Raw genomic sequence first — 18,005 nt, 5'->3', positions numbered from 1 at the left:
ATACGCTCCATGCATTGCCAAACCATCGTTCTGGGCGCCGGTATCGTCGGCGTCAGTACCGCCCTGCACCTTCAGGCACGAGGCCGGCAGGTCATCCTGATCGACCGCGACGAGCCGGGCAGCGGCACCAGCCATGGCAACGCCGGGTTGATCGAGCGCTCCAGCGTCATCCCCTACGCGTTTCCACGCAACCTGAGCGCCTTGCTGCGCTACGGACTTAACCGCCAACCCGACGTGCGCTACAGCTTCCTGCACCTGCCCAAGGCCGCCCCCTGGCTGCTGCGCTATTGGCAGCAGTCCGCGCCTGGGCGCCTGGCCAGTGCCGCCGCCGATATGCTGCCGCTGGTGCAACGCTGCGTCGAAGAGCACGACGCCCTGATCGACGCCGCAGGCCTTGGCGCACTGGTGCAGGCCAAGGGCTGGATCGAGGTTTACCGCGACCCTGCCCTGTTCGCCCAGGCCAAGGCCGACCTGCACGGTCTTGCCCGCTACAACCTGAAGTACGAGATTCTCGAACGCGATCAACTGCAAGCCCGGGAGCAACAGCTCGAGGGTGATGTGATCGGCGGCATTCACTGGCTGGACCCGAAAACCGTCAACAACCCCGGCGGCCTGACGCGGGGCTATGCCGCCCTGTTCATCCAACGCGGCGGGCAGTTCATCCATGGCGATGCCCGCAGCCTGCGTCAGCTCGGCACCCAGTGGCAGGTGAACAGCCGCCGCGGCCCGGTCATTGCCGACGAGGTGGTGGCCTGCCTCGGCCCGCAGTCGGCCGAACTGTTCGAGCCCCTGGGCTATCACTTCCCGTTGGCGATCAAGCGTGGATATCACATGCACTACAGCACCCGGGACGGCGCCGAACTGACCCACGCGGTCTGCGACACCCAAGGTGGCTACGTTCTGGCCCCGATGGCGCGTGGCGTGCGCCTGACCACCGGGATCGAGTTCGCAGCCCACGATGCCCCCGGCAACGAGATCCAGCTGGGGCGCTGCGAAGCCCTGGCCCGTAAGCTGTTCCCGGCCCTGGGCGAGCGCCTGGACGACCGTCCGTGGCTCGGCCGGCGCCCCTGCCTGCCGGACATGCGTCCGGTGATTGGCCCGGCGCCACGGCACAAGAACCTGTGGTTCAACTTCGGCCATGCCCACCACGGCCTGACCCTGGGCCCGGTCACTGGCCGCCTGCTGGCTGAAATGGTCACAGGCCAGGCGCCGTTCACCGACCCGTCGCCCTACAGCGCCGCACGCTTCGACTAAACATCCACGCGGGAGAACAACAAGATGACCGCCGCCTCTCTGAGCCTTGCCAGCGTCACCCCCGAACCCGACCCGCGCCCGGTGCTGATCCGCATCGAGGGCCTGAACAAGCACTACGGCGCCTTCCATGTGCTGCACGACATCGACCTACAGGTCCGCGAAGGCGAGCGCATCGTACTCTGCGGCCCCTCAGGCTCAGGCAAGTCGACGTTGATTCGCTGCATCAACCGTCTGGAGATCGCCGAACAGGGCAGCATCCATGTAGCCGGCACGGACCTGGCCGCCACCAGCCGCCAGGCCGCCCAGGTGCGCAGCGAGATCGGCATGGTGTTCCAGCACTTCAATCTGTTCCCTCACATGAGCGTGCTGGACAACTGCCTGCTAGCCCCCACCACCGTGCGCGGCCTGTCGCGAAAGGACGCCGAGGAACGGGCGCGCATGTACCTGAGCAAGGTCGGCATCGAGAGCCAGGCGCATAAGTACCCCAGCCAGCTGTCCGGCGGCCAGCAGCAGCGGGTGGCCATCGCCCGGGCGCTGTGCATGAAGCCGCGCATCATGCTGTTCGACGAACCCACCTCGGCGCTGGACCCGGAAATGGTCGCCGAAGTGCTGGATGTGCTGGTGCAACTGGCCGGCACCGGCATGACCATGCTCTGCGTCACTCATGAAATGGGCTTCGCCCGCCAGGTGGCCGAACGCGTGCTGTTCCTGGAGGGCGGACAGATCATCGAGGACAGCCCTCCGGAGGTGTTCTTCAATCACCCGAAAACCCAACGGGCACAAGCGTTCCTCAAACAAATCCTGCACTAGAGCGGCGCAACGCCGCCTTTCTGGATAACGACCGCCCCTGTGGGAGCGGGCTTACCCGCGAATGCGATGGTGGATTCACCGTCGTATTCGCGGGTAAACCTGCTACCACCGCGTTTTGCCGCCCGGATGGAGCTGGCTGGCTTTGAGTGGGATGGGAGCGGGAAGGCCCCCTCGTACGGGTATTGGAATCCACCAAACCCCAGTTCCTGCCGGCACTTATTGCACCCACGCAAAGACCCAACTGCACCGTTAAATATTATTGACCTAACTCCCCGCCAAACCCTTGTCGCCGCAGGGTTCCAAGCCCTCAAGCCCCCGAAAAACGGCGCCTTCACCCCTCGTCACTCGTTTGACATATCGAACGGCTCTGGCAAGCTATGAACAAGCCCCGACCGGAATCGCCTGCCAGGCGAGCCGGCAGTGCTCGGGGTTTCAGGACGTACTCAAGGCCGAGCCCGTGCGCCTGCACAACAACGACAGGAAGAACCTGTCCCAAGGTGACATATGTCCAACAGCAACATTGGCAACAAGCAACCCTCCCTGCGCAAACCCGTCGTCCTGATGACCATGGGCAGCCAAGAGCGCAAAGGCCATGACTATCAGGTCATGACCCACAAATACATCACTCCGCTGGTCGAATTCGCCGGTTGCGTCCCGGTCCTCGTGCCCACCTGCTGTGGCGTCGAAGACCTCGAGACCTACCTGGACATGGCCGACGGCGTTTACCTGACCGGCGCGGGAAGCAACATCGACCCAGCCCTCTACGGCCAGGAAAACCAGACCCCGGGCAAGGCCCAGGACAAAGATCGCGACCTGTTCGACATCCCTCTGGTGAAAATGGCCATCGCCCGTGGCCTGCCGATCTTCGGTATCTGCCGTGGGATGCAGGAAATCAACGTGGCCCTGGGCGGTGACATCTACCAGAAGGTCTACGCCGAGCCAGGTTTCAACGATCACCGGGAGAACCCGGAAGATCCGGTCGAGGTCCAGTACCAGGCCGTGCACAGCGTCAAGGTCCAACCAGGCAGCTGGCTGCGCGAGAAGCTCGGCACCGACGAGATCCGCGTCAACTCCCTGCATGGCCAAGGACTGAACAAGCTGGGCAAAGGCATCGAGCCGATCGCCCATGCCGAAGACGGCCTGGTCGAAGCGATCCACGCCCCGAGCCTCTCGCCGTTCCTGTTCGCCGTGCAGTGGCACCCGGAATGGCAAGCCGCGAAGAACCCTGACTCGATCAAGATCTTCGAAGCCTTCGGCGACGCCTGCCGCACCCAGGTGCGCAAGTCCCAGGGCAAGCGCAACCAGGCTGCCTGATTCTTCTTCGTTAGTTTTGATCGCGGGGCGGCGCAATGTCGCCCCCGCTTCCCCGGTCACCCTCTGCTGGTCCCAGAACACTTCCCGTGGAAGCGGGCGGCTGGCTTGTGCCTGTCTCCGCGATCGTTTTTTTGCCTCACACCGCGCAGTGCCGTAGCGCCGACGGTGCCTCCCCCATCATCCGTTTATACATGCTGGAAAACGCACTGGGGCTTTCGTAGCCCAGATCCAGCGCCACCCGTGTCACCGACTCCCCCGCCGCCAGACGCGTCACCGCTGCCATCAGGCACGCCTGCTGCCGCCACTGAACGAACGACAACCCCGTGAGCGTTCGAAAGCGCCGGGTGAAGGTACGAAGGCTCCAGTTCAGCCGATGCGCCCAATCCTGGGGCGTGATGCGGATATCCGGCTGAGCCAGAAACGCCAGGCACAACTGCGCAACGCGTGGCTCCTGCGGAATCGGCGCAAACAGTGGCAATGGCCGGGCACGGCTCAGTTCTGCAAGCATCAAGGCGACCAGCAAGCCATCGCGCCCATGGGTGTCGTACAACGCCGGGACATCGGCACTGGCCAGCAGCAGTTCGTGGAGCAAGGGGCTGACCAGCAAGGCCTCGCACTGCTCACCCAACCTGGGCACCGCTTCGGGTTCGATGTAGAGGCTGCGCGTGCTGACACCCCGCATACGCACCTGATGGCGCTTGCCGGGCGGTATCCAGACGCCGTTGTAGGGCGGAACCACCCAGGCGCCGTCATCGGTCAGCACATCCATCAAACCGCTCATGCCGTAGAGAAACTGCGCCCGTCGATGGCTGTGCGCCGCCAGCAGCGTGCCAGGTGGGTAATCGGTGCCGATGGCGAGCACCGCTCGGGGCGTTGCGTCCACCGTATGCAAAGGGATATTGCGCATACCGATCGTCTTGGCCGAAAAACAACGATTATTGGCCAACACGCGAAAGCCGGCCATACCCGATGCCCATTATCGTGCAGCCTTCATCCGCTCTGGAGGGTGTTGCATGTTCTACGCGTTGCTCGTTGCGTTCGGCCTGTGCGCAGGCGTCACCACGTTGTTGTTCGGCTTTGGCGGCGGGTTCTTCGCGGTGCCCTTGCTCTATGCACTGCTGCTGGCCAGTCATGATGCCGGCTCGGTGATCAGCCAGCATGCGATGCAGATCGCCGTAGCCACTTCCGCCGCGGTGATGATCGTCAGCAGTGCCCTGGCCAGCTGGCGTCATCATCGCGCCCGGAGCCTGGACTGGGCACTGGTGCGCTTGCTGGTCCCAGGCATCGGTCTTGGCGCCCTGCTCGGCGCCATCGCCGCGCTCTGGCTGGACAGCGACTGGCTGCGCTGGCTGTTCGTCGTCTACTTGCTGGCAAGCCTGCTCGATGGCTGGTTTCGCCCAGGCTTCGTCGCGAAGACACGCTCGCAGCGCCACCCGTTGGGCACAGGGCGCTCGACCCTGATCGGCGTGCCGATTGGTGCGGTGGCGGCGTTGCTGGGCGTTGGTGGCAGCGTCATGACCGTGCCGCTGATGCGCCGGCGCGGCGCGAGCATGCTGACCGCCACAGCCATGGCCAATCCGCTGTCATTGCCTATGGCACTGGTGGCCACGCTGACCTACGCCCTGTTGCCTCAGGCGCAACTGACGCTGGGGGCGGGCTATCTGGGCCTGGTCAATCTGTATGCCGCGACGGCATTGGTGGTGGGCGCCTGGCTGGGGATGGCGCTGGCTGCACCGTTGGTCGGGCGCATCAACGATACGCTCCATGCCCGCGCCTACCTGATATTGCTGGGCAGCGTGCTGCTGACGATGCTTCTGGTACGCAGCTGACGGCAAATTGCTGGCCCCCAGCCCTGTGAAGCGAAGGCAAACTCCTTTTTCCTTCATAAGCTTAGGACAGCATCATGCGGGTATTTCTAGCAACGATCGCCGGCTGTGTAATGGCCACGGCCGCCTTCGCAGCCCAGGCCAAGGCCTTGAACCAGAACGATCGTCAGGTATGCCACTGGGGTTCGCAAATTGCCGCCGATGCACAGCAGGCCAAGCTTTCCGGCGTCACGCTGTATGCCACGCGCAAGAAGCTGCAGACGCGCAAATTCCCCAAGCCCTGGATGCGCATGACCGCCTTCGGCATCACCGAGCAGACCTACAACAGCCAGTCCCGACTCAAGCCCGCAGCGATCAGGCAGACATACTACGAGCAATGCGTACAGCATGCGATCGCCAAGCGTTAATCACTATAAATCAGTAAGTTATACAAACAATCTAATGCTTTTGTTTACATGCACAGGGACTGCGCAGACTTAAGATCGGCGCAGTCCCTGTGGGAGCGGCTCAAGCTGAAGCCGACAACCGCTCCCCAGCCCTTTTGGAGCGTCCACCCAGGCACGTCACCGCAAACGCGATCACCAGGGCGCTGGTGCCCAACAGGAAGATCAACTGCTGATTCGATCCCTCCACCAGCAAGGCGATCAGGGCTGGGGTCACCGCCGCCGCGCCCATCAGGGTGATGCTCACCAGGGCCGTGAGTTTTCCGCTCGGGTCATTGGTGGTGATCAACGCCATGTAGTACGACAACGACAATACCCACCCGAAGTTGATCAACAGTAGCGCCACGAACAGCTGCATCGGGGTGCGGGTGTGTCCCGTCAGCATGGCGATCGACACGAAGATCGCCACCAGGCCCACGGCGATCATCAGCTGACGGTTGACCCGCGCGCCCAACAAGCTAGGCAGCCCCGCCCCCGGCAAGCCGCCGATCGCCGAAAGGCCAAACGCCCAGCCGATATCGACGCCGTCGATGCCCTGGTCACGCGCCAGTTGGTCGATGAAGCCCCACACGCAATAGATGGCGATCTGCATGAACAGCATGCCCACCAGCGCACTGCGCCCCACACGCGACGAACCGCCCTGGGCGGACGTCCCTTCGCCGCTACCGATCAGCGCCGCGGGCTTGCGGGGCAACGCAAGGCTCGCGCCGCAAATCAGCAGGTACCACAGACCAAAGGAACACAGCGCCGTCACTGTGCCGCTCTGGGCCGCAAGCAGGGGCAAGGCGGCGGAAAACAACGAGTATTCCGGCGTCTGCAGCAACAGCATCAGACCGAACGAGCGGTCCTGGTTAGGCAAACGGCCCAGCGTGGACACCGCATAGGCATACACCAACCCGGCGCACGTCCCCGCTGCCAGGCGTACCAGCAGCAGCGTGCCGTTGCTCGGCGCAAAGGCCGTGGCCATGCTCAGCGCCACGCACAGCAACCCCACCCACAGGCAGAGGCTGCGCCCACCCTGGCGCTTCATCACGACCGGGCACAGCAAGGTGCCCAAGGTCATGCCGATCATCTCCACCGAGACGACCCAGCCCTGTTGATCGAGCGACAAGTGCAGTTGTTCGGTGACCAACCCCATGAAGATTGGTTGTACACCGCAGACGATGAAGGAAGTGCAGGCGATGAAGATGAGGGAAGCACGCAGTAGCTTGGAATCTTTGATCATGAATGGACCCTGGCACGCCGCGCAGCATCACCTGCCACATCAGGTAATCCTGCCCACAACGTTTGTTTTTATTGTTTGGGTGACTGGGCCCCATACGCTGCGATAGACGCCTCGCAGACCCAGGTGAGCGGTGGCTTGACCGCTCTGGGATGCAATCCTGGGCCTTGCCTGAAGCCTTTGAAAGTTAAATATCGGAATCGACTCCAGTGGGCTTTTTAATGCACGCCGATACCGCTTGCCTGTATCCAGAAACGCACTGCAATCGATGCCGATATTTAATTTGTGAGGCCCCTGGAGATTCCCTACCGTGTGGCGCTACATCCAACCCAGGGGCCATCGCCCGCCACCGTGCGCTTCGTCGACCCGGCCCCGATGAAAAAAGGCCAGCCATGAACGACCGTGAGTTCATCAATGCCATCGACGCAGATGGCCTGCCCCTGAACATCGCCGTGAAGAACGGACGCATCACCCACATCGGCCCTCAGCGCGCGGCTGTGGCCGCAGCCGAGACCATCGACCTCGAAGGCCTGCTGGCGCTGCCCGGCTTCGTCGATGGCCACATCCACCTGGACAAGAGCTTTGTTGGCGACCGCTGGCGACCACACCAGAACGTCGCCACCCTGCGCGAGCGCCTGGCGGTGGAAAAACGCGAACTGGCCAGCGCCCCGCCGATCCTCGACCGCGCCGACGCGCTGATCCGCCAAGCCGCCGCCTACGGCACGATCGCCATGCGCTGCCACGTGGACGTGGATGCCACGACTGGGCTGAGCCATCTGAACGCCATTCTCCAAGCGCGGGATAACTGGAAGGACCTGATCGACATCGAGCTGGTGGCCTTTCCCCAGGCGGGCGTGGTGTCCTGCCCCGGTACCGCCGAAATCCTCGAAGCCGCCGTGCGCGAAGGCGTGCAAGTGGTGGGCGGCATCGACCCGACGACGCTGGACGGCGATGCCGAAGCCCAGCTCGACATCGTCTTCGGCATCGCGGAGCGCCATGGCGTGAAGGCCGATATCCACCTCCATGAACCGGGCGAGATCTGCATTGCCCAGCTCGAACGCATCGCTGCACGCACCCGCGCCTTGGGCATGCAGGGCCTGGTCGCGGTCAGCCATGCTTATGGGTTGGGGGATGTGTCCGACCTTGTGGTCGACCGGACCGCGCAGGTACTGGCCCATGCAGGTGTCTCGATCATGACCAACGCGCCCGGCGAACATGCCTTCCCGCCGGTATTGCGCCTGCGCGCAGGGGGTGTGCGGGTGTTCACCGGCAACGACAACATCCAGGATGCCTGGTGGCCCTATGGCAACGGCGACATGCTGCAGCGCGCGATGCTGGTCAGCTATCGCTCAGGGTTCAATTCCGACGAGGAACTGCGGGTCGCGCTGGACATGGCCACCGAGGCCAGCGCAGCCGTGATGGGCAAGACGGACTATGGCCTGAAGGTGGGCAACGAGGCGAGCTTCGTGCTTTTCAAGGCACCGAACGCGGCAGCGGCAGTGGCGGCGGCCCTGCACGAGCGATTGATCGTGCGCCATGGGGCGTTCTGGGGCGGGCCCGCCATCTTGCAGCTCAAGGCTGCTCAGTTCAGTCGTGAGATGCGCCGCTGAGTCGGCCCTTGCTTGGGGGCGCCTTGCGCCCCATCGCAGGCTGTCGCCAGCGCCTACAGAACGCGTGTCGGAACTTAGCGCTAGGCAGCCCCAGGGGCATCAGGCCAGTTCGGGTGCTTCGTCGCGCAGGATACCGATCAGGATGTCCGCCAGCGCCTTGACCATCGGGTCGGCCGTGGGTCGGTAGAAGATCGCCGCCTCAAACACCTTGATCGGCTTGAAGCCCTCCTCGGCGCCCAACACCCGATGCCCTGGCGTGACCACCCGGGACGGCAGCAGGCTGACCCCCAGCCCATTGGCCACCGCCGCCTGGATACCCGCCAGGCTCGAACTGGTAAACCCGATGCGCCAGCTACGCCCCATGGCCTCGACCGCGCTGATCATGTCGTCTCGATATAGGCCGCGCGGCGGGAAGGTCACCAAGGGGATCGGGTCCTGGGCAAAGCACGGGTACTGCGCGCTGTCGATCCACTCGATGCGCTCCGGCTGGCAGGCATTGGCCTCACGGCTGTGACGGCGCTGCTTGACCAGCACCAGGTCCAGCTCGCCACGGTCGTAGCTGCCCATCAGGTCTCGGCTCAGGCCGCCGGTGATCTCGAGCTTCACCTTGGGATGCCTGCGATTGAACGCCGCCAGCGCCGCCATCGTCTTGCCGGCGACAAAATCGTCCGGCAAGCCGATACGCACGGTCACCGTCACCCCGCCGGATAGCGCCTCGCTCAACTGATTGCTCACCGCGAGCAAATGCCGCGCATAACCCAACAGCATCTCGCCGGCATCGGTCGGATGCACTTCCCGGTTGCTGCGATCGAGCAGTTGATGCCCGACCATCTCCTCCAACCGCCGCACCTTCTGGCTGACAGTGGACTGGGTGGAGTGAAGCCTGGCAGCGGCCGTGGTGAAACTGCCGCAATCGGCCACCATCACCACGGCCCGGAGCAGGTCCAGGTCATAGATCGATCTATTGGGTTTCGCACTGTCTGTCATGGGGCAGGATTTGACTTTCGAATACACGGAGACCGAGCATCATGCCAGAAGCCCTACGCCTTGGGTGGCCGATCAGGCCTATCCTTGTTCTTGCCCCCCCTCAGCGGACACGTCCGATGCCCACACCTGACGCTTCACTGTTGCAAAGCTGGCAGCACAACGCCCAAGCCTGGATAGCCGCCGTGCGCAGCGGTGCCATCGAAAGCCGGCGGCAAGTCACCGACCAGGCGATCCTGCTCGCGGTGCTGGGCCGCCAGCCTGAGCACGTGCTGGACTTGGGCTGTGGCGAGGGCTGGTTGTTGCGCGCCTTGGCCGAGCGCGGGATCGAGGTGACGGGCGTGGACGGTGATGCAGAGTTGGTGCAGGCCGCGCAAACGGCTGGGTCGCCTCATGTGCTCCAGGCAACCTACGAACAGTTGGCCCAAAGGCAAGTAGAGGTGGGCCATGAATACGACGTGGTGTGTGCCAACTTCGCCTTGCTGCACCAAGACATCATCCCGCTGCTCGACGCCATGCGCGCCCTGCTCGCCCCAGGCGGCGCACTGGTGATCCAGACCCTGCACCCCTGGACGATGGCCAATGGTGACTACCAGGATGGCTGGCGCGAAGAGACGTTCGCCGGCTTCGCCGGGCAATGGGCCCCGATGCCCTGGTATTTCCGCACCCTCTCCAGCTGGTTGAATGCCCTGGACATGGCCGGGCTGCGTCTGGTCAGCCTGCAGGAGCCACAGCACCCGCAAAGCCCGGTGCCGCAGTCGCTGTTGCTGGTCGCGCAGCGCCAAGTGTTGTAGTGCCCGCTTCGCGGGTAAACCCGCTCCCACCGGGATTGCCCAAGTCTTGAGGGCAGTGCAATCACGCGGGAACTGGCGAAGCTGCAAAGCAGCCCCTCAATCCCTGAACACGCCCTTGGTTGCGACAGGATCCACACCAGACACGCCACCACGCCCCACAGCCCTTGCTCCGCTGCGCGCCCACCCGCTAGCCTGCCTTCCTCTCCCGGACGGACCCTGCCCATGCAACCGCGCGACCTTGCCGCCTACTCGTTCCTGGCCATCACCTGGGGGCTTTCCTTTCTGGTGGTGCTCAAGGTGGTGCATGCCTTCGGTTGGGTCGGCGCGGTCAGCCTGCGCTCGTTGATCGCCGGCGGCACGCTGGCCGTGCTGGCTGCGCTGCTGGGGCGCGCGCTGCGCCTGCGGCCCTTGCTCAAGCCGCTGCTGGTGGTCGGCGCGACCACCGTAGCCGGACAACTGATCGGTCTGTCCTACGCCACACCGCGGATCGGCACGGCCATGTCGGCGATCCTGGTGGCAACCATTCCACTGTTCTCGATGATCATCGGCCGCGCCTGGGGCCTGGAGAAAATCACCCCGCAGGGCCTGTTCGGCCTGATTCTAGGCGTGCTCGGCATCGTCATGTTGGTGGGGTTTCCGGCTCAGGCGGTCACCGAAGACTTCATCCACGGCTGCATCGCCTCGGTATTCGGATGCCTGTGTGCAGCGTTTGGCAGCAACTATGCGAGCCTGCGCCTAAGGGGCCAGGACCCTTGGACAGTCACCGGCGGCGCCTTCCTTGCCGGCGGCCTGCTGACCTTGCCCTTGCTGCTGGTGGTGCCGGTACCGACAGTGCCCCAGGCCAGCGACTGGCTGCTGCTGGCCATCAGCGGCGCAGTGATGAGCGCCACCACCTACGTGCTGTACTTCGGCCTGGTCGCGCGGATCGGTGCTACCCGCACGATCAGCGTTGAGTTCGTGGTGACCTTGGTGGCCGTGCTGATCGGCGCACTGTTCCTCGGCGAAGCCCTGAGCCTTCTGCAGATGGTAGGCGGCGGTGTGATCCTGCTGGGCTGCATGCTGGTGCTCGGCTTGCTGCCGGGGCACGGCAAGCGTCTGCCCAGCTGATCAGGCCCCTGGCACGTCCTCGGTCACATCCTGCGCCTGGGCGGTACTGGTGTCGACCGGTGGGGTCAGGCGCAGCACCCGGTTGCGCCCACCTTCGGCAAGCAGATAGCCCCCCTTGCCGTCGGGGACAATGGCCTGGGGGGCCTTGAGGAAGGTCAGCACGGTGTGGCGCTCGCCATTGGCGTCGATACGCAACAGCCGTGCGCGGTGGGTGGAATCCTCGCTGATCCAAAGGCCGCGCTGATCGCACATCAGGAAGGTCGGATTGCGCAGGCCGCTGACCACCACCGGATCCTGGCCATCGTCACTCAGCGCACGGATCTGCCCGGCGCTCTTTTCGGTATAGAGCAGCCGGCCATCGCTGCAGCGGGTCAGCCCCTCGGTCTCGGTCAGCCCCGAACGCAGGATGTCGAGCTGGCCAGTGTGCCAGTCGTAGCGCATCAAGCGGCCATTGCCCTTGCGGTCTTCGATGGCATAGAGGGAATCCCCGTCGTTCCACAGGCCCTGCACGCTTTCGCCGTCGAACAGGCGGGTCACCTGGCCATCCCGGGCCAGGCTGACCGGCGCCTTGCCGCCTTCCTGGCTGAACACCCAACCGCCCTGGGCGGCCACCATGCCATCAGGCTTGGACAAACCCTCGATCATGACCACCCGATCACCTTCGGCAGTGATCTTGAGGATGCTGCCCCGGCCATTGTTCAGCTCGCGGCTCACCAGCAGGCTGCCATCGGCCAGGGGCAGCAGCGAGGCGGCCTTGTCCACCGAGCGGTGAAGTACCTGAACATCCCAGCCGTCGGCGGCCTGGACGGGGTAAAAACTCTGCCAGGCAAAGAACCCCAGCGCGCTGGCAAGCACGCCGGCGGTGCCGGCCACCAACACTTTTACAGCGCGTGCGCGTAGGGCTCGTGCCATTGATCGTCTCCTTGGAAGAGGCGAAATCCTAGCAAGAGGATGTGAAAAAAATGTTGTCGGCCCTACTCGGTCAAACCGTCTATAAAAAACAAAACGATATATAAAGAACAAAACAATCTAACTAAATGGAATTAAAAAATTGAAAGCCCTCACGCGCCTCCTTAGGCTGGAGATCACCCAACCCAAGCCTTTCAAGGAGATCCTCCCGTGCCCGCCCGTGCCTTCTCTCCCCTTCGCCGCCTGCTGCTTGGCGGCTTGCTGGCCAGCGTCGCCAGCGCCTTGCTGCCATGGTCCAACGCCTTGGCTGAAGACGCCAAGACCTTGCGCATTGGCTACCAGAAGTTCAACAGCATCAACATCCTCAAAGGCAGCGGCGCCCTGGAAAAGGCGCTGGCGCCCCAAGGCGTGAAAGTGACCTGGCACGAATTCGCCGCCGGACCACAGTTGCTCGAAGCCCTGAGCACAGGCGCCATCGACCTGGGCCATGCCGCCGATGCACCGTCCGTATTTGCCCAGGCGGCCGGCAAACCGGTGGTGTATCTGGCGGCCGAACAACCCTACCCCCGCGGCATCGGGCTGGTGGTGCGCGAGCAAGACCACATTGCCCGTGTCGAAGACCTCAAAGGCAAGCGCGTGGCCACCGGCCGTGGCTGGAACGCCCAGTACCTGCTGGCCGTGGCCTTGGAGCAGGCAGGCCTGAGCTACAAGGACATCACCCCCGCCTATGTCAACAACGCCGCCGACGCCGTGGCCGCCCTGCAGTCGGGCAGCGTGCAGGCTGTCACCCTGTGGGACCCGTTCCTGGCCGCGGCCGAACGGCAACCGGGTCTGAAGAACCTGCGCGATGGCAGTGGGCTTTCCAACAACCGCACCTTCTACCTCTCCACCGCCGCCTTCGCCGACCAGCACCGCGACCTGCTCAAGACCTTCTTCAGCGAACTGGCCAAGGTCAGCCAGTGGGCCAATGCCAAGCCCGCCGAGGTCGCCAACCTGCTGGCACCGCAGCTAGGCATCGGCGCCGACGTACTGGAGGTGGCCAGTGAACGGCGCAACTACAACGCCGTGGCCATCACCCCACAGATTGTCGCCGAGCAGCAGAAACTGGCCGACACCTTCCAGGGCCTGGGCCTGATTCCGCGCAAGCTGCAGGTGGCCGACGCGGTCTACCCAGCTTCCGTGCTGCCCTGATGTCAAGGAGCAGCTCATGCCGCGCCCGATTCGCTTCAACGCCTTCAGCATGAACGCCGCCAGCCACCAGTCACCGGGCCTCTGGCGTCATCCGCGCAACACCAGCGTGGATTTCAACCGCCTGGACTACTGGACCGACCTGGCTCGCCTGCTCGAACGCGGGTTGTTCGATGCCCTGTTCATCGCCGATGTGCTGGGCATCTACGATGTCTACCAAGGCGGGCCGGACGCGGCCCTGCGTGGCGGCGTGCAGGTCCCGGTCAACGACCCCTTGCTGCTGGTGCCAGCCATGGCCGGGGTGACCGAACACCTGGGATTCGGCGTAACGTTCTCGCTGACCTACGAACACCCCTACCCCTTCGCCCGACGCATGTCGACGCTCGATCACCTGAGCAACGGCCGAGTCGGCTGGAACATCGTCACCGGCTACCTGGACAGCGCCGCACGCAACCTGGGCCTGGCCCGGCAACTGGGTCATGACCAGCGCTACGACCTGGCCGAGGAATACCTCGAAGTGCTCTACAAACTCTGGGAAAAGAGCTGGGACGACGATGCCGTGGTGCTCGAGCGTGAGACCGGTCGCTACATCGACCCGTCGCGCGTACACCCCATCGGCCACGCCGGCGAGCACTTCCAGGTGCCCGGCATGCACCTGTGCCAGCCCTCGCCCCAGCGTACCCCGGTGCTGTTCCAGGCCGGTGCGTCGGCGCGCGGGCAGCAGTTCGCCGCGCGGCACGCCGAATGCGTATTCATCAGTGGCCCGACACCTACCGTGCTGCGCCGCTATGCCGACGGCATCCGCCAGGCCAGCGAGGTCGCCGGACGTGGACGCGATGAGGTGCTCATCTATGCACAGGCCTTGCTGATCGTCGGCCAGACGCACGAACAAGCCCAGGCACGCTTTGCCGACTACCGCCGCCATGTCGACCTGGAGGCGGCCCTGGCCCTGCTGTCAGGCTGGACGGGTATCGACTTCGCAGGCCTGGAACCCGACGCGCCCATCGAATATGTGGAGAACGATGCCGGCCGCGCGGCCCTGGCCGCCTTCACCGCCGCCGACCCCAACCGGCGCTGGACAGTCCGCGAGGCGGCGCAGTTCGTGGGGCTTGGCGGTCGGGGACCGGTGCTGGTGGGCTCGGCGCAAGAAGTCGCCGACCAGCTGGAAACCTGGCTCGACCAGACTGGCATCGACGGTTTCAACCTCACCTACGCGGTACAACCGGACGATCTGGCCAATGTGGTCGAGCTCTTGATACCCGAGCTGCAACGCCGTGGTCGCTACCCCCTGGCCTATGAAAATGGGACCCTGCGCCACAAGCTGTTCGGCCAGGGCGATCGTCTGCCAGAGGCCCATGCCGGGCGCCGGGTAGACATTCACTGAATAAATACCGGGCATTTCAACATTTAATTTGTGGATGCCACGGAAAGGCTCATATCCTGTCCGTGCATCCCCTGCGGCGCACCGGCCGGTGCGGTTCAACGGCACGGGGAAAGAACAACAAGTCGAGACTCTCCATGTCGAATCATTCGTACTTCGCCCCTCACGGTGGGCACCCAGGCCAAACCGAGCTGCTGACTGACCGTGCCATGTTCACCGAAGCCTATGCCGTCATCCCCAAGGGCGTGATGCGTGACATCGTCACCAGCCACCTGCCGTTCTGGGACAAGATGCGCATGTGGGTCATCGCCCGTCCGCTGACCGGCTTTGCCGAAACCTTCTCCCAGTACATCGTCGAAGTTGCCCCGGAAGGCGGCAGCGAGCGTCCTGAGCTGGACCCGAATGCCGAAGCGGTCCTGTTCGTGGTCGAAGGCGAGATCGACATCACCGTCGAAGGCAAGCACCACACCCTGGTCCCTGGCGGCTACGCCTTCCTGGCCCCGGGCGCCGACTGGAGCCTGCGCAACAACAGCAAGTCCAACGTCACCTTCCACTGGCTGCGCAAGCACTACCAGAAGGTCGAAGGCCTGGCTGTTCCGGAATCCTTCGTCACCCACCGCAAGGACGCCACCGTCATCGAGATGCCGGGTACCGAAGGCCGCTGGGTCACCACCCGCTTCGTCGACATGGCCGACATGCGCCACGACATGCACGTCAACATCGTGACCTTCCAGCCGGGCGGCGTGATTCCGTTCGCTGAAACCCACGTCATGGAGCACGGCCTGTACGTGCTGGAAGGCAAGGCGGTGTATCGCCTGAACCAGGACTGGGTCGAAGTCGAAGCCGGTGACTTCATGTGGCTGCGCGCCTTCTGCCCGCAAGCCTGCTACGCCGGCGGCCCAGGCCCGTTCAGCTACCTGCTGTACAAGGACGTCAACCGCCACGTGCACCTGACGCTCAACCCACAGCGTTGAGTCCAGGCTGATGTCTACAAGCCCGCCTTCATGGCGGGCTTGTCGTTTGTGTCCATACTTTTTGGACCCCACTGCTTGCGGACCTGCGTCCATGCCTCTGCTGTATCGTCTGTTGCTCACCCTGCTGCTCCTGTTGCCATCCCCCCGGCTGGTGGCCGACGACTGGCACCTGGCGCATCAGGAGGATGGCGTCGACGTCTATCTGAGCGCTGTGGAAGGCTCGCCCTACCAGGCGTTTCGCGGCGTGACCCGCATCAAGGCAAGCGTGCGTACCCTCACCGACCTGCAGGAGAACCTGCGGGTGGCCTGCAAGTGGCTATACGCCTGCGCCGAGATGCGCTTGCTGGAGGTCGAGGGTGACAGCACCTGGGTCTACCTGGTCACCGACCTGCCCTGGCCGGCCCGTCCCAGGGACATCGTGCTGCGGGTGCGCACCGAGCGTCTGGACGACGGCACCCTGGTACGCTATCTGAGCGCCGAACCTGGCAGAGTGCCCGCAACCCCAGGGTTGATCCGCGTACGCCGGCTACAAGGGGAATGGACCATGCGCCCGCTGGGGGAAAAGGAAACCGAAGTGACCTACCAACTGCAGGCCGATCCGGCGGGCGACGTGCCAGGATGGCTGGCCAATCAGTTCGTGGTGGATGCACCGCTGATCACCTTGCGCACATTGAAGGCCGTGGCCGAGCGTCAGCCCTGAGAGCATTCGTGGGTAAACCCGCTTCCACAAGGATCACCGTCAACCCCACGGGAGCAGGTTCACCCCCGAAACCGGCCCGCCCTGCAGCGCCAACATTAACGCTCAATGAAATAGAAATAATTTGAACAACACCCCGGGACAGGTTTCGAATGATAAATACCTTCGCGATTCTTCCCAGGAGCCCGTCATGTCCCTACCTGCGCTGTGTCAGCCATGAAAGCCCACTACCGCGCGCCATGCGCCAACCTGGAGCTGGACTTCGTCCGCGATACGCTGTTCGGCCCTGTGGCTCACCGCGTGGAATGCCAGGTCCAGCTTGCTGCTCTCAACTTGCAAGGCTGCCCGGCGCTGCGCCTGCACATCGACCCGCCGCTGCCGGAAAAACTCGACCGCGCCCACAGTGTGGCGTTCGTCTGGGACGGGCGCAGCTACCACGGCGTGGTACGTGACCATGCCAAATGCGGCGATGGCGGCATGAAGCTGGTGCTCGAGCTGCAATGAAGCGATCAACGGGCCACAGATAACCTGAACCCTGGACGCTCAGGTTTCTCCATAAAAAGAGGACACGCTTGCCCTCGAGGAGAATGCCATGAACAGCCCCTTGCTCAAGCTCTTCACCCAACCGGGTGCCGCCTGGCTGGACATCCGCCGTGCCGAGGAAGCCCATCCGCAACAATACCTGCCGCGCCTGCTGGCACTGGCGCTGATTCCGGCCGTGTGCCTGTTCATCGGCACCACCACGTTCGGCTGGAGCCTGGCCACGGAGGATCGCGTGCGCCTGAGCATGGTCAGCGCTGCGCAGCTGGCGGGTCTTCTATACGCCACGACCGTGGTCGGCGTCATGTCGATGGGCGTGATGATCCGCTGGATGTCACGAGGCTTCGACACCCAGCCCACCCTCAACCAATGCATCGGGTTTGCCGCCTATTGCGCCACCCCCTGGTTTGTCGCGGGCGTGGTCGGCCTGGTGCCGATGCGCTGGCTGGCGGTAGTGGCCCTGCTGGCAGCCTCAGCCTACGCCACGGTGTTGCTCTATGGCGGCTTGCAGGCGTTTCTGCGGCTTCGCAAGGAACAGGCCCTGCTGTTCGCGACCTGTGTCTGGGGTGTGGGACTGCTGTTGCTGGTGACCATCCTGGTGGCGATGATCCTGTTCTGGTTCAACGGCCTGATGCCCGAGTACGTGCGCCCGGCCAGCCTTGGCTGACCGGGTCGCCGAGCCTTTCAGGCGATGGCCCTGGTCACGTGCGGGTGACCCAGGCGCTGCTCCTTGCGCAGCTGGTTCACCAGCTCATGCACATCGCGACAGCTATTAAGGCTGTCCAGCGCAATGCCGGAGACCGTCAGGCAATCGTCCAGCCCCTGTTCGTTGCCCAGACGGATGGTCAGACTGACGCCGTCCGGGCAACTGACCTCGCAGCGGTCGGGCAGACAGGCCTGCTCGATCAGCTGGCGCATTTCCAATAGCGAAACACCTATCAACGACATGGTT

At 64.1% G+C, this 18,005-nt stretch carries 19 protein-coding genes; 14 read left to right on the top strand and 5 right to left on the bottom strand.

What is annotated here, in order from left to right; genetic code table 11:
• The first annotated feature begins 9 nt into the window (after positions 1-9).
• From ABOA88_RS00370 to ABOA88_RS00360, 3 genes are all read left to right on the top strand, one after another.
• A complete protein-coding gene (locus ABOA88_RS00370) occupies positions 10-1,254 on the top strand; it encodes an NAD(P)/FAD-dependent oxidoreductase (protein WP_196168191.1) in 1,245 nt (414 codons plus the stop codon).
• Between the two features lie 24 nt (positions 1,255-1,278).
• Positions 1,279-2,064, top strand: a complete 786-nt coding sequence (locus ABOA88_RS00365; RefSeq protein ID WP_196168190.1) for an amino acid ABC transporter ATP-binding protein — start codon at positions 1,279-1,281, stop codon at positions 2,062-2,064.
• Between the two features lie 504 nt (positions 2,065-2,568).
• Complete coding sequence (locus tag ABOA88_RS00360) at positions 2,569-3,378, top strand: gamma-glutamyl-gamma-aminobutyrate hydrolase family protein (protein ID WP_070571363.1); 810 nt, start codon at positions 2,569-2,571, stop codon at positions 3,376-3,378.
• Between the two features lie 136 nt (positions 3,379-3,514).
• Here ABOA88_RS00360 and ABOA88_RS00355 read toward each other — a convergent pair whose 3' ends face one another.
• Positions 3,515-4,285: an AraC family transcriptional regulator gene (locus tag ABOA88_RS00355; RefSeq protein ID WP_196168189.1), complete on the bottom strand. Its 771-nt coding sequence runs from the start codon at positions 4,283-4,285 to the stop codon at positions 3,515-3,517.
• Between the two features lie 106 nt (positions 4,286-4,391).
• Between ABOA88_RS00355 and ABOA88_RS00350 the strand changes: the two genes are divergently transcribed.
• Positions 4,392-5,207: a sulfite exporter TauE/SafE family protein gene (locus ABOA88_RS00350; RefSeq protein ID WP_367850722.1), complete on the top strand. Its 816-nt coding sequence runs from the start codon at positions 4,392-4,394 to the stop codon at positions 5,205-5,207.
• 74 nt (positions 5,208-5,281) lie between these two features.
• Positions 5,282-5,611, top strand: coding sequence for a hypothetical protein (locus ABOA88_RS00345; RefSeq protein ID WP_043214223.1), 330 nt, complete (start codon positions 5,282-5,284; stop codon positions 5,609-5,611).
• A 100-nt stretch (positions 5,612-5,711) separates the two neighbouring features.
• Here ABOA88_RS00345 and ABOA88_RS00340 read toward each other — a convergent pair whose 3' ends face one another.
• Positions 5,712-6,872, bottom strand: coding sequence for an MFS transporter (locus ABOA88_RS00340; RefSeq protein ID WP_367850721.1), 1,161 nt, complete (start codon positions 6,870-6,872; stop codon positions 5,712-5,714).
• Between the two features lie 389 nt (positions 6,873-7,261).
• On the opposite strand from ABOA88_RS00340, the gene ABOA88_RS00335 reads away from it, so the two are divergent.
• Complete coding sequence (locus ABOA88_RS00335) at positions 7,262-8,479, top strand: amidohydrolase family protein (protein ID WP_367850720.1); 1,218 nt, start codon at positions 7,262-7,264, stop codon at positions 8,477-8,479.
• Between the two features lie 99 nt (positions 8,480-8,578).
• Here ABOA88_RS00335 and ABOA88_RS00330 read toward each other — a convergent pair whose 3' ends face one another.
• Positions 8,579-9,466 carry a LysR substrate-binding domain-containing protein gene (locus ABOA88_RS00330; protein WP_196168185.1) on the bottom strand — a complete coding sequence of 296 codons (888 nt, stop codon included), beginning with the start codon at positions 9,464-9,466 and terminating at the stop codon, positions 8,579-8,581.
• Positions 9,467-9,582: 116 nt separating this feature from the next.
• Here ABOA88_RS00330 and ABOA88_RS00325 point away from each other — a divergent pair, with 116 nt between their 5' ends.
• On the top strand, positions 9,583-10,257 hold the full coding sequence (locus ABOA88_RS00325) for a class I SAM-dependent methyltransferase (protein ID WP_367850719.1): 675 nt from the start codon (positions 9,583-9,585) through the stop codon (positions 10,255-10,257).
• Between the two features lie 222 nt (positions 10,258-10,479).
• Positions 10,480-11,364, top strand: coding sequence for a DMT family transporter (locus tag ABOA88_RS00320; RefSeq protein ID WP_196168183.1), 885 nt, complete (start codon positions 10,480-10,482; stop codon positions 11,362-11,364).
• Here ABOA88_RS00320 and ABOA88_RS00315 read toward each other — a convergent pair whose 3' ends face one another.
• Positions 11,365-12,276 carry a hypothetical protein gene (locus tag ABOA88_RS00315; RefSeq protein ID WP_367850718.1) on the bottom strand — a complete coding sequence of 304 codons (912 nt, stop codon included), beginning with the start codon at positions 12,274-12,276 and terminating at the stop codon, positions 11,365-11,367.
• A 207-nt stretch (positions 12,277-12,483) separates the two neighbouring features.
• On the opposite strand from ABOA88_RS00315, the gene ABOA88_RS00310 reads away from it, so the two are divergent.
• The 6 genes from ABOA88_RS00310 to ABOA88_RS00285 all read left to right on the top strand — a co-directional run bounded on the left by ABOA88_RS00310 (position 12,484) and on the right by ABOA88_RS00285 (position 17,720).
• Positions 12,484-13,464 carry an aliphatic sulfonate ABC transporter substrate-binding protein gene (locus tag ABOA88_RS00310; protein ID WP_196168181.1) on the top strand — a complete coding sequence of 327 codons (981 nt, stop codon included), beginning with the start codon at positions 12,484-12,486 and terminating at the stop codon, positions 13,462-13,464.
• Between the two features lie 16 nt (positions 13,465-13,480).
• Positions 13,481-14,845, top strand: a complete 1,365-nt coding sequence (locus ABOA88_RS00305) for an LLM class flavin-dependent oxidoreductase (RefSeq protein WP_367850717.1) — start codon at positions 13,481-13,483, stop codon at positions 14,843-14,845.
• Positions 14,846-14,979: 134 nt separating this feature from the next.
• The gene (locus ABOA88_RS00300; protein ID WP_043211653.1) at positions 14,980-15,816 is read left to right on the top strand and encodes a bifunctional allantoicase/(S)-ureidoglycine aminohydrolase; all 837 of its coding nucleotides are present in this window, start codon (positions 14,980-14,982) and stop codon (positions 15,814-15,816) included.
• A 100-nt stretch (positions 15,817-15,916) separates the two neighbouring features.
• Complete coding sequence (locus ABOA88_RS00295) at positions 15,917-16,516, top strand: START domain-containing protein (RefSeq protein WP_419183373.1); 600 nt, start codon at positions 15,917-15,919, stop codon at positions 16,514-16,516.
• A gap of 213 nt (positions 16,517-16,729) precedes the next feature.
• A complete protein-coding gene (locus ABOA88_RS00290; RefSeq protein WP_367850716.1) occupies positions 16,730-17,017 on the top strand; it encodes a hypothetical protein in 288 nt (95 codons plus the stop codon).
• Positions 17,018-17,105: 88 nt separating this feature from the next.
• Entirely contained in the window at positions 17,106-17,720 is a 615-nt protein-coding gene (locus ABOA88_RS00285; protein WP_367850715.1) for a Yip1 family protein, read from the top strand.
• 17 nt (positions 17,721-17,737) lie between these two features.
• On the opposite strand, the gene ABOA88_RS00280 is transcribed toward ABOA88_RS00285, so the two are convergent.
• Positions 17,738-18,001: a DUF1652 domain-containing protein gene (locus ABOA88_RS00280; protein WP_367850714.1), complete on the bottom strand. Its 264-nt coding sequence runs from the start codon at positions 17,999-18,001 to the stop codon at positions 17,738-17,740.
• Positions 18,002-18,005 lie beyond the last annotated feature (4 nt).

It is taken from the genome of Pseudomonas sp. PKS (assembly GCF_051913525.1).
GTDB classification, from domain to species: domain Bacteria; phylum Pseudomonadota; class Gammaproteobacteria; order Pseudomonadales; family Pseudomonadaceae; genus Aquipseudomonas; species Aquipseudomonas guariconensis_D.
The sequence above is the reverse complement of the archived record's forward strand: the minus strand, read 5'-3'. Positions and strand labels throughout refer to the sequence as shown.

Coding starts and splice junctions, on each gene's coding strand:
- ABOA88_RS00370 (WP_196168191.1), top strand. CDS start 10: ATGCATTGCCAAACCATCGTTCTGGGCGCCGGTATCGTCGGCGTCAGT.
- ABOA88_RS00365 (WP_196168190.1), top strand. CDS start 1,279: ATGACCGCCGCCTCTCTGAGCCTTGCCAGCGTCACCCCCGAACCCGAC.
- ABOA88_RS00360 (WP_070571363.1), top strand. CDS start 2,569: ATGTCCAACAGCAACATTGGCAACAAGCAACCCTCCCTGCGCAAACCC.
- ABOA88_RS00355 (WP_196168189.1), bottom strand. CDS start 4,285: ATGCGCAATATCCCTTTGCATACGGTGGACGCAACGCCCCGAGCGGTG.
- ABOA88_RS00350 (WP_367850722.1), top strand. CDS start 4,392: ATGTTCTACGCGTTGCTCGTTGCGTTCGGCCTGTGCGCAGGCGTCACC.
- ABOA88_RS00345 (WP_043214223.1), top strand. CDS start 5,282: ATGCGGGTATTTCTAGCAACGATCGCCGGCTGTGTAATGGCCACGGCC.
- ABOA88_RS00340 (WP_367850721.1), bottom strand. CDS start 6,872: ATGATCAAAGATTCCAAGCTACTGCGTGCTTCCCTCATCTTCATCGCC.
- ABOA88_RS00335 (WP_367850720.1), top strand. CDS start 7,262: ATGAACGACCGTGAGTTCATCAATGCCATCGACGCAGATGGCCTGCCC.
- ABOA88_RS00330 (WP_196168185.1), bottom strand. CDS start 9,466: ATGACAGACAGTGCGAAACCCAATAGATCGATCTATGACCTGGACCTG.
- ABOA88_RS00325 (WP_367850719.1), top strand. CDS start 9,583: ATGCCCACACCTGACGCTTCACTGTTGCAAAGCTGGCAGCACAACGCC.
- ABOA88_RS00320 (WP_196168183.1), top strand. CDS start 10,480: ATGCAACCGCGCGACCTTGCCGCCTACTCGTTCCTGGCCATCACCTGG.
- ABOA88_RS00315 (WP_367850718.1), bottom strand. CDS start 12,276: ATGGCACGAGCCCTACGCGCACGCGCTGTAAAAGTGTTGGTGGCCGGC.
- ABOA88_RS00305 (WP_367850717.1), top strand. CDS start 13,481: ATGCCGCGCCCGATTCGCTTCAACGCCTTCAGCATGAACGCCGCCAGC.
- ABOA88_RS00300 (WP_043211653.1), top strand. CDS start 14,980: ATGTCGAATCATTCGTACTTCGCCCCTCACGGTGGGCACCCAGGCCAA.
- ABOA88_RS00290 (WP_367850716.1), top strand. CDS start 16,730: ATGAAAGCCCACTACCGCGCGCCATGCGCCAACCTGGAGCTGGACTTC.
- ABOA88_RS00285 (WP_367850715.1), top strand. CDS start 17,106: ATGAACAGCCCCTTGCTCAAGCTCTTCACCCAACCGGGTGCCGCCTGG.
- ABOA88_RS00280 (WP_367850714.1), bottom strand. CDS start 18,001: ATGTCGTTGATAGGTGTTTCGCTATTGGAAATGCGCCAGCTGATCGAG.